The sequence below is a fragment of the Solidesulfovibrio sp. C21 genome (assembly GCF_047785625.1).
Lineage (GTDB): Bacteria > Desulfobacterota > Desulfovibrionia > Desulfovibrionales > Desulfovibrionaceae > Solidesulfovibrio.
On record NZ_JBLODY010000105.1, the window covers coordinates 1 to 10,198 of the forward strand.

The window sequence follows — 10,198 nt, forward strand, 5'->3', positions numbered from 1 at the left end:
GGCGGCGTTTTTCAAATGGCGGGAATCCGAAAACTACCGAATCGGTACTTGGCGCTTCGGGCGCGAATAGGAAACGGGCGGTTAGACTGCGTCAGCCGGCTTGACTTCGGGCCACATAGGAAGACTTTCAAAAGGGGGGCCGTGACATACCCGTTACCAGGTAAAAACTTTAGGAAGGGGAGAGCGCGAGAGGGGAGAACCCTTTTTAAAGGGTTTCCCCTCTCGCACTGTCTTCTCTCTTCCCCTCCCCCTAACGTCCGGCCATGTCGCGCAGGCGGCGGATGCGTTCTTCGGTGGGCGGATGGGTGGAGAAAAGCGAGGCCATGGAGACGCCAGCGAACGGATTGACGATGAACATGTTTTCCGTGGCCGGGCTGGCCTGCATGGGGATCTGCCGGGCGTAGCTCTCGAGCTTGCCGAGGGCTCCGGCCAGGGCCAGCGGCGTGCCGGAGATTTTCGCCCCCGTGGCGTCGGCCAGGTATTCCCGGGACCGGGAAATGGCCATCTGGATGAGCGTGGCCGCGATGGGCGCAAGCAGGGCCATGGCCAGGGCACCCAAAACGCCGCCGCCACCGCCACCGCCTTCGTCGTCGCTATTGCGACCCATGCCGAAAATCGCGCCCCACTGGAGCATGTTGGCCATCATCATCACGGCCCCGCCCAGGACCGCGGCAATGGACTGGACCAGGATGTCGCGGTTCTTGATGTGGGAAAGCTCATGCGCCAGCACGCCGCGCAGCTCCTCCGGGGAAAGCAGGCGCAGGATGCCCGCCGTCACGCAGACCACGCCGTGTTCCGGATTGCGGCCCGTGGCAAAGGCGTTGGGGGAGTCCTGGGCCACGATCATGACCCGGGGCTTGGGGATACCGGCGTTTTGGGCCAGTTCCTCGACCATGGCGTGCACGCCCGGGGCGTCGGACGGGGACAGTTCCCGCGCGCCGTACATGGACAACACGATCTTGTCCGAAAACCAGTAGCTGCCGAGGTTCATGACCACGGCGAAAAAGAAGGCGATGACAAGGCCCTGCCGGCCGCCCATGGCCTGTCCCACGATGAGGATGAGCGCGGTGAGAAGTCCGAGGAGCAGGGCGGTCTTGAACTGGCTGCTCATGATGCGGAAAACCTCCGTATCCGTATGGGGCTATAGAAAAAGACCCCGTCCGGTCCGCTACCGGGCCGGGCGGGGTCGGTTCGAAACTGTTGCGTTACGCCGTAACCTGTTTCCGTTACCCTTTCGTTGTCGGGTCGAGGCATTTTCCGGCTCTTGCGGCCGGGCCGCTTCCCGTGCGCCGACGGCAGGGCAGTTCCTGCCTCGGGCGGGTTCCGGAGAGAACCTCCGGTTCCGCGTGCGCTCGGCGAGCCTTCTCGCCGGGTAGGGAACATCTTGCGTCTTTATCGTTTTGGCGCGCCGGGCGCGCATTAGCTATCGCTTTTACCGGGAGCCACTGCCTGGTTGTCGCGTTTCGTCCTGGCCTTTTCAAACTTTTTCAGGCCATTTTTCCAATCAACGCTTCCCAGGATGCCCTCTCACCGGGACGGCCGTTACCTGACCGTCTCTTGTGGGCGACTCGCTTCGCCGATTTTGGGGCTCATAAGCCCATCGGCATTGCCCTCCGGCTTGTCTTAAGCTCTTCTGTTGCCAGATTCCGGATCCTTGGTTTCATGGAAGGGGCCCGGGCGCTTCAGCCTCTGGCTCCTCCCCGGCGACCGGATAAGTCCGACCGCCCATCCGACCTTTACGGCCGTCACTTCGGGGCGACTCGCTTCGCCGAATATGGGTTTTTCAAGCCCGTCGGCATTGCCCTCCAGTTTATCTTGCGTTCGGCTGTTGCCTGATTCCGGATCCTGTGTCCTTTGGAGAGGCCCGGGGCGCTTCGGCCTCTGGCTCCTCCCCGGTGACCGGATAAGTTCGGCCACCACTCCGGCCTGCTTACGGCCGTCACTTCGGGGCGACTCGCTTCGCCGAGTATGGGACGTCTAAGCCCATCGGCATGGCCCTCCAGTATTTCGGCTTGCACATTTCCCGCTTCCAGGTCCTCAGGCTCCCAACGTCTGCGGCGGTTTTTCTCGGCCTGTCGGCCGTACCGGTGGCGCTTTTGCGTGGCGATCGGGAAAGTCCTTTCGCCTTCAAGGCTCCGACATAAGCCGGTTGGGCCTTGGGGGTGGGCGACTCGCTTCGCCTGTTATGGGAGACGGGGTTCGTGACGGCGTTGCCTCCTGCTCGGGTTTCACCTCTTATGAGGTTGCCGTTGATTCTAGGAATAATTCTTCCGGCGCGTTTGTAAAGTGAAATCTTCGACAGAAAGACACTCTGCCGACGCTTGTCTCCTGGCATCCGGCTGCCCGGGCCGGCTTTTGTCCGTCGTTGACAAGAACGCGCCGTCTGGGCCACCTTGCGCCGACAGCACGGCCAAGGCGCAAAGTGGCCCGGGCTTTCGCCTCATCCTCCAACGCCGCCGGCGCCAAAAGCCCTTATTATTACGGATGCAAAGCCCCGACCCCGCCAACAATCGCGTCCATGGGAAGGGCGACGCCGCCGTTTCCCTGGCCGCCCTGCTTCTGGCGCTTTGGGCCGTGCACGCGCTGCTCCTCGGCAAGCTGGCCTTCACCGGCGACGAGGTGCGCTACGCGGCCTATGGCCTCGGCATCTTCCACGGCCAGGGCTTCCACCCCAGCGACGCCCTGTGGCGCGAAATGGTGGACGACGCGGGCCTTCGCACCCCGCTTGCGACCAGTCCCGCCGGCCACGCCGGAAGGCTCATCCATTCCGTGATCTACCCCATCCTGGGGTCCCCGGCCCTGACCCTGGCCGGGCTTGACGGCGCGCGCTGGTTTTCCTTTGCCGTGGGGGCGCTCGGACTCGTCATCCTCTACCAGGCCCTGCGACGGCGTTTTCCCCATGGTCCAAGCCTTGCCGCCGTGGCCGGGGTAGCCTTTACCTGCCCGCTCATTTTCTACCTGCGGCTTTTTTTCGCCGAGATCCTGCTTTTCACCTGCAATTGTCTGGTGCTCCTGTTCTTCCTGTCCGGACGCCACAAAAAACCGGCCAATGCGCTCTGGGCAGCGCTTGGCCTGTGCCTGTTGCCCTTTGTCCACGTCAAACTGTCCCTGGAGGCGGCCACGGCCTTCCTGATCGTCTACGGTGGCCTCCGCAAACAGTTGTCCCGGCCAAGGCAACTGGCCATGTTCGGCATCGCCGCGGGGCTCTTCGCCCTCTTTCTCCTTTACAACCAAGCGCTTTTCGGCCTGGCCGTGGGCGGCGGCAACCCCGCCTTTCCCGTCACCTTCCTGGCCGTGCCCGACCGGGTGCTGACCAACCTCTTCGACATGCGCCACGGGCTGATCCCAAACGCTCCCCACCTGCTGCTGGGGCTGATCGGCCTTTTCTGTTTCATCTGGAAGGACAAGGACCAGCCCGAAGGCACCATCCTCATCCTGTTCACGGCCTACTTCTGCACCATGCTCTGGGCCAACGGCAGCGAGGCCTACGCCGCGCGCAACTGGACCGCGGCCATGCCCTTTGTCGCCTTCGGCCTGGCCCGCTGGCTCGACGAGCCCGGCCGGATCAACAGATGGCTGGCCCTGCCGCTTTTTCTGCTGTCCCTGTGCCTGACCTGCGTCCTTTTCAAATACCCCAACGCCTTCCTCGACAGCCGCAACTATTCCGTGCCCTTTGACAGACTTTTTACGATGCTGCCCTGCTTCCAGTTCGGCTACCTGCTGCCCTACGATTTCCTGGACCATGAAGGGGCCACGCTCTACGCCTCCCTGGGGCGTGGCCTCGGGGTCGCGGCCGTGCTCGGACTTTTCGCGGCGGGACAGGTCCTGGCCGCCCGGTCGCGGCTGGTGCGTACCGGCGCCACCGCCCAGGCCCTCGCCCTGGCCGTCATCGTCTTTTTCTCGCTGGTCACCCGGGTCGAGGACGTGGCCACGAGCCTCACCCGCCGCAACGACGCCTATTACCTCAATTGCGCCCTGTCCGAGCCCGCCGATATGGCCTTCCTGCGCATCGACAACCCCGACGCCACCATGAAGCCCTACGGTTTTTTCACCCTCGCCCTTATCGACGGCCCCAAAACCGCGATCAGCCGGGTGCGGGCCTCGGCCGTGGTTCCCCTGCCGCCGTTCACCCCGGCCAGAGGCGTCATGATCGCCGAAACGCCACCCAGCCCGGACAAGCGCTGGCTCGACACCGACGCCGGCGCGGCGTTATACAGGCGTGTGATCGCTATAAAGAGCTGGGGGGAACTTTTCTGAAGAAAAGTTTCCCCCAAGCCCCCTTCCAAAGACTTTTAAAAGTAACGGCATGTTAGCCGAGCGGCATCCGTAACGGTAAAAACTTTAGGAAGGGGAGAGCGCGAGAGGGGAGAACCCTTTTTAAAGGGTTTCCCCTCTCGCATTCCTCCTCCTCCCCTCTCCCAAGGAACCCCTGCCATGGCCAAGCGACCGAGCGTCATCGTGACCCGGCGGATTCCCGAAGCCGGGCTGTCCCTGTTGCGTGAGACCTGCGACGTCTGGGTCAATCCCGAGGACCGGCCCCTCGACCGGGCGGAGTTGCTCCAGCATGCCGCCACGGCCGACGGCGTGATCGGGCTTTTGACCGACCGCATCGACGGGGCATTCTTCGACGCCGCGCCGCTGCTTCGCGGTTACGCCAACTACGCCGTGGGCTTCGATAACATCGACGTGCCCGAGGCCACCCGCCGGGGCGTGCCCGTGTCCAACACCCCGGACGTGCTCACCACGGCCACGGCCGAGCTGGCCTGGGCGCTGATTTTCGCCGTGGCCCGCCAGATCGTGGTCTCGGATGCGGTCATGCGCTCGGGGAACTGGCCGGGTTGGGGGCCGCTCCAGTTCATCGGCCAGGAGGTCAGCGGCAAGACGCTCGGCATTTTCGGTCCCGGCCGCATCGGCACGGCCATGGCTCTGATGGGGCGCGGTTTCGCCATGCCCGTGGTCACCTGCGGCGGCAGGCGTCCCAACGAGACCCTGGAACGCGAATGCGGGGCGAAAAGGCTTCCCTTCGAGGAATTCCTGGCCACGGCCGACATCATCAGCATCCATGCGCCGCTGACGCCGGAGACGCGCCACGCCTTCAACGCCGCCGCCCTGGCCAGACTCAAGCCCACGGCCATTCTGGTCAACACCGGACGCGGCCCCATCATCGACGAGACGGCCCTGGTGGTCGCCCTGCGGGAAAAACGGCTGGCCGGAGCCGGCCTCGACGTCTACGAGTTCGAGCCGAAAATGGCCGTGGGCCTGGCCGCGCTGCCGAACGTGGTCGTCACCCCGCACATCGGCTCGGCGACCCGGGAGGCCCGCGACGGCATGGCCGCGCTTGCGGCGCGAAACCTGCTGGCCATGCTCGCCGGCGATACGCCGCCCACCTGCCTCAATCCAGAGGTCCTCGCCGACGGGGCGCCCCGCCAATCTTGACAAAATTCGGCAAAAGGGCGCATTGCCAAATCCCGAAATCCAGAAGCCCCGCATACGCAGGCAAGGAGTCCCCATGCGCATACGCAACATGATGCACAAATCCCTGGCCGTCATCGGCCCGGATGTGGATTTCGCCGCCCTGCTCGCCGCCTACCGGCAGATGGAATCGCGTCTGGTCTATGTCGTGGACAAGGACGGCAAGCTCCTTGGCGTCATCAGCAGCTACGACATCCTGCGGGTCATGTTTCCGTTTTATCTGGACTCCAACCTGGTCAAGGCCCTGCCCGACGACGAATCGGTCTTGCGCCAGGCCTTTTCCGCCTGCAAGGGCCAGCCGGCCGCCGACATCATGACCACGGATTTCGCGGCCGTTACGCCCGACGCCCTGTTTCTCGAGGCCGAGGCGCTCATCGCCGAGCGCGGGGTCAACGTGCTGCCGGTCGTCGACGACAAGGGCAGATTGGTGGGCGAAGTTTCTCGCCGGGCCATTCTCAAATACCTGGCCGAACGTTGCGGCCTTGAAGACGAGGCTTAGACGCCATGTTCTGGACTGCCACCGCCATTTTCGTTCTGGCTTACGCCGTCATCGTTTCGGACAAGATTCACAAGACCAAGGTGGCCCTCTTCGGAGCGGCCCTGACCCTGGCCTTCAAGGTCCTCACCCAGCACGACGCCTTCCACGACGCCGACCTTGGCGTGGACTGGAACGTGATCTTCCTGCTGATTTCCATGATGATCATCGTCAACATCATGACCAAGACGGGCGTGTTCCAATACGTGGCCGTCAAGGCGGCCAAGATCGCCCGGGGCGAACCCTTCGCCATCATGGCCATCTTCGCCGTGGTCACGGCCATCTCCTCGGCCTTTCTCGACAACGTAACCACGGTGCTGCTTCTGGCTCCGGTGACGCTGCTCGTCTCCCGGGAGCTCGAAATCGACCCCGTGCCCTATCTCATCACCGAGGCCCTGGCCTCCAACATCGGCGGCACGGCGACGCTGATCGGCGACCCGCCCAATATCATGATCGCCTCCAAGGCCGGCCTCGACTTCATGGACTTCCTGGGCCACCTCGCCCCGGCCATCGCCATCATCATGATCGCCTGGATGCTCTCCTGGAAAGTCATCTTCGGCAAACGCCTGCATGTGGGCGCGGCCCAAAAGGCCCGCATCCTGGCCATGAACGAAAAAGCGCTCATCAAGGACCCGGCGCTGCTCAAAAAAAGCGGCTTCGTGCTGGCGCTCACCATCTGCGGCTTCATGCTCCACGGTATTCTCCACTACGAACCGGCCACCGTGGCCCTGCTCGGGGCCGCGACATTGCTGCTGATTTCCGGGCAGGACCCGCAAAAGGTGCTTGAGGAAGTGGAATGGCCCACCATCTTTTTCTTCATGGGCCTTTTCATCATCATCGGCGGCACGGTCAAAGCCGGGCTCATCGAGCTTTTCTCCCAGAAGGTCATCGCGCTGACCCACCCGACCAAGGACTCCATGCTCACCCTGTCCATGGTCATGGTCTGGTTTTCCGGCATCGCCTCGGCCATCGTGGACAACATCCCGTTCGTGGCCACCATGAACCCGCTTCTGGCCGAACTGGCGGACAAGGTTCTCGGCCCGGCCACGGGCCTTTCCGGACAGGCGCTCTACACCCATCCCACCATGCTGCCGGTGTGGTGGTCCCTGGCCCTTGGCGCCTGCCTGGGCGGCAACGGCACGGCCATCGGGGCTTCGGCCAACGTCATCGTGGTCGGGCTTTCGGAAAAGGCCGGCCACAAGATCTCGTTTGTCCGGTTCCTCAAGTACGGCGCGCCCGTGACCGTGGCCACCATCTTTTTGTCCATGATCTACATCTACGTGCGCTACTACCTGCTCAAGGTCTGACCCGGGTCCTTCCCCCGCGCCCATGCCCAACGTCACGCCGCCAACCGCCCGCGCCCTGCTTTGGGCCTGCCTGGCGGCGGTGTTCGTGCTGGCCTTTGCCGGGCAGGTGCGCACCGGAGCCACCACCAGCGACGACCTCTTTTACGAACAGCACGTCATCACCGGCAGCCTGACCGCCTTCGCGGGCGAGCTGGCCGCCGGGAGCGGCCGATTCCACCACTATCTGCACGTCGGGCTCACCTCCCTGCCCTACAATCTGGACAGCGAACCGGCGCGCAAGGCGGTTTCGCTGACCGTCTTCGCCGCGGCCATGGGCTCGTGCGCCTTTCTCGCGGCGACCGTGGCCGGGCTGCCGGCCCTCGGGCTTCTGGCCATGCTCTTCGCCACGGCCTTTTACCAGGACAACTGGCACCACAACATCGTTTCGTCGTATCCGCTGGTCTTCGATTCGGGATTGTTGTGCATCACCTGGGCGGCCTACTGCCTGTGGCGGCAGGGGCGCACCGGCCGGACGCGGCTCCTTGTCCTGGCCAACCTGCTGGCCTTTGCCGCCTACTGCCATTTCGAGGCGTTTTTGTGCTACGCGCCGCTTTTGTGCGCCGTCATCTGGCTGGCCGGGGAACGGTACGGCCGGCCGAAACGGGAGCGGTTGCGGACCATGGTCCGGGCCAACATCGGCTTGGCGGTCTATCTCGTCATCTACCTGACCTACCGCGCCCTGCACCCCTCCCAGTACGACGGCAACGCCCTGGACCTCTCAAGCCCGCTGCGCATCCTGGAAACAGTGCTGGCCTACAGCCAGAGCGCCCTGCCCCTTGGCGCGTTTCACCTCGACGTCGATTACGTGAACCGCTTTCCGGTCGTTACGTCCGCCCTGGTCCTCGACTTCGCCGGCTACCTGCGCCAGCTGGCCGCCAACTGGGCGCGTCTGGCCCCGGCCTGGATGGGCCTTGCGGTCCTCACCGGCGGGGTCGCCTACCATCTCCTCGCGCGCGGCCCGGAGCACCTGCGTGCACGGCTCCTCCCGGCGTGCCTTGTGCTCTACGCCGCCTACTGCCCCAATTTCCTCATCGGCCTGTCGCCCAAATACCAGGAGCCGGCCGGCCACGGCATCACCTGGTACGTCACCTCGACCTTTTCCGCCTATGCCTGGGCCGTGGGGCTGGCGCTCGCCGCCCTGTGCCTGTGCGGCCGGCTTTCCGGCCGGTCCCGCCAGGGCCTCGCCGCCGGTCTGGCCGTGCTGGCCGCCGTCGTGGCGCTGGTAAACGCCTCGGTCAACGCCTCGGTGCTCGAAAGCAAGATCGCCGCGGCCTCGCGCTGGCGTATGGCACAACTCGCGGCCAAGAGCCCGGACTTCAGCGCCCTGCCGGACGGCGCGATGCTCCTCGCCCCGGACCTTTTCACCGTGGTCAACGTGGAGATCACCCATCCCGGCTACTGGGAGGCCTGGTTTTCCCACCGCACGGGCAAGCGGGTGCATGTCCTTGAAACCATCGATCCGGCCAGTCCCCCGGCCCTGCCCGTCTACGCCCTGCGCCGGTTGTCCGCGCCGACGGACCCGGTCACGTCCATTCTCCTGGCCAGGGTGACGCGCCTTGGCCCGCCGGATCCCGATCCCTACGCCCCGCACCCGGACCAGCCCGCGCCGCTCGCCGACGTCGTCCACGTCTTAAGCGACGCCACCAACCGCTATCCCGATATTCTGTATCAGGACGTCGGCAAGTGGCGGCTGACCCCGGCCATGGCCATGGGTCGCCGACAACTTTCGGAAACGACGATCACGGGCCGGGCCATTCCCGTGGCGTCCCTGGCCCTCGTGCCGTCCTGGCGGCTGGCCGTGAGCGCGCCTTCGGACCTCACCCTGCGCTTCGGGGCAGGCTGCTCGCCGCCGGAACACTCCATCAGCGGCCCCATCGTCTGGGTGGGCGACAGCGGGGTGCTGCGGCTGACCAACAGCGGCGGGAAACCGGTCGCGGCGCGCCTCACGTGCAACCTCGTGGCCATGACGCCCATGCGCGTGCGGCTCACGGGGCCGGGATTGACGCGGGAAATCGACGCCACGCGCCTCTCCACGCCCGTCACGCTCACCCTTCGCCTGCCGCCGGGGGAATCCCGCCTCACCTTGCAGGCCCTGCCGCCGGCTCCGGGCACGGCCAAGCGCCTGGGCCTCGTCGGCGCGGCCTTGTTCCCGGAGACGGCCGCCCAGGCCACGCCCTCGCCCAGCCCGCGCTGATCGAAAAGACCACGTCCCCCTGGTTCCATGTTTTCTGGAACACAATCACGGTTTTCTATTTTTTCAAGACAGTCCATCCAGGCAAGAATTATTTTTCGCTGTTATTACAGCATACTCCTTGTTTGAGTAAAACTGGCACGCCCCGTGCTTTATGCCTTGTCAAGATCGGCAACAGATACAACCGGCAATCCACATACAAAGAAAGGGGAGAAAAACCATGCTGCGCACCATCACCAATTTCGTTCGTGACGAGGAAGGAGCCACCGCGGTGGAATACGGCCTCATGGTCGCCCTGATCGCCGCCGTCATCGTCGGTGTCGTCACCACCCTGGGACAGCAGTTGAGCACGACCTTCACCGATATCACCACCAAGATCAGCGGCAGTGGCAGCTGAGACGCCGCCTGATCAAAACAGATTACCCGCTCGCCCAAAGGCCGCTCCCGCTCCGGGGGCGGCCTTTTTTTGGCCGGACTCCCGCCATTGCCGTTCCACAGCCCTTTTGGCATCTTTCGGGCAAGGAGCACCGTAAGCGTCCAAATAGGTCCTTCTTACGTCGCTTGAATTTTCTGCCATGGTTTATCCCACAGGAGGACGACCATGGCAGCACCAGCTACAGAAGTGCGTTCCTTGAAGGCGGCGTATTGGTCGGA

The 10,198-nt window shown here is 64.4% G+C and carries 7 protein-coding genes; 6 read left to right on the top strand and 1 reads right to left on the bottom strand.

All coding sequences use genetic code 11. The annotated features are described in order from the left end of the window. Window positions 1–250: 250 nt before the first annotated feature. Window positions 251–1,111 carry a zinc metalloprotease HtpX gene (locus ACMZ6R_RS18900; RefSeq protein WP_416114407.1) on the bottom strand — a complete coding sequence of 287 codons (861 nt, stop codon included), beginning with the start codon at window positions 1,109–1,111 and terminating at the stop codon, window positions 251–253. A gap of 1,373 nt (window positions 1,112–2,484) precedes the next feature. Here ACMZ6R_RS18900 and ACMZ6R_RS18905 point away from each other — a divergent pair. From ACMZ6R_RS18905 to ACMZ6R_RS18930, 6 genes are all read left to right on the top strand, one after another. Continuing rightward, the gene (locus tag ACMZ6R_RS18905) at window positions 2,485–4,257 is read left to right on the top strand and encodes a hypothetical protein (protein WP_416114409.1); all 1,773 of its coding nucleotides are present in this window, start codon (window positions 2,485–2,487) and stop codon (window positions 4,255–4,257) included. Window positions 4,258–4,434: 177 nt separating this feature from the next. Further along, entirely contained in the window at window positions 4,435–5,436 is a 1,002-nt protein-coding gene (locus tag ACMZ6R_RS18910) for a 2-hydroxyacid dehydrogenase (protein WP_416114411.1), read from the top strand. Window positions 5,437–5,509: 73 nt separating this feature from the next. Then, window positions 5,510–5,971: an HPP family protein gene (locus tag ACMZ6R_RS18915; protein WP_416114413.1), complete on the top strand. Its 462-nt coding sequence runs from the start codon at window positions 5,510–5,512 to the stop codon at window positions 5,969–5,971. A gap of 5 nt (window positions 5,972–5,976) precedes the next feature. Then, on the top strand, window positions 5,977–7,314 hold the full coding sequence (locus tag ACMZ6R_RS18920; RefSeq protein ID WP_416114415.1) for an SLC13 family permease: 1,338 nt from the start codon (window positions 5,977–5,979) through the stop codon (window positions 7,312–7,314). A 22-nt stretch (window positions 7,315–7,336) separates the two neighbouring features. Beyond that, complete coding sequence (locus ACMZ6R_RS18925; protein WP_416114417.1) at window positions 7,337–9,547, top strand: hypothetical protein; 2,211 nt, start codon at window positions 7,337–7,339, stop codon at window positions 9,545–9,547. 217 nt (window positions 9,548–9,764) lie between these two features. Continuing rightward, entirely contained in the window at window positions 9,765–9,941 is a 177-nt protein-coding gene (locus tag ACMZ6R_RS18930; protein ID WP_416114419.1) for a Flp family type IVb pilin, read from the top strand. Window positions 9,942–10,198 lie beyond the last annotated feature (257 nt).

Bases quoted from the DNA above. Each gene is read 5' to 3' on its own strand.
- ACMZ6R_RS18905 (WP_416114409.1), top strand. From the start codon at position 2,485: ATGCAAAGCCCCGACCCCGCCAACAATCGCGTCCATGGGAAGGGCGAC.
- ACMZ6R_RS18925 (WP_416114417.1), top strand. From the start codon at position 7,337: ATGCCCAACGTCACGCCGCCAACCGCCCGCGCCCTGCTTTGGGCCTGC.
- ACMZ6R_RS18920 (WP_416114415.1), top strand. From the start codon at position 5,977: ATGTTCTGGACTGCCACCGCCATTTTCGTTCTGGCTTACGCCGTCATC.
- ACMZ6R_RS18900 (WP_416114407.1), bottom strand. From the start codon at position 1,111: ATGAGCAGCCAGTTCAAGACCGCCCTGCTCCTCGGACTTCTCACCGCG.
- ACMZ6R_RS18915 (WP_416114413.1), top strand. From the start codon at position 5,510: ATGCGCATACGCAACATGATGCACAAATCCCTGGCCGTCATCGGCCCG.
- ACMZ6R_RS18930 (WP_416114419.1), top strand. From the start codon at position 9,765: ATGCTGCGCACCATCACCAATTTCGTTCGTGACGAGGAAGGAGCCACC.
- ACMZ6R_RS18910 (WP_416114411.1), top strand. From the start codon at position 4,435: ATGGCCAAGCGACCGAGCGTCATCGTGACCCGGCGGATTCCCGAAGCC.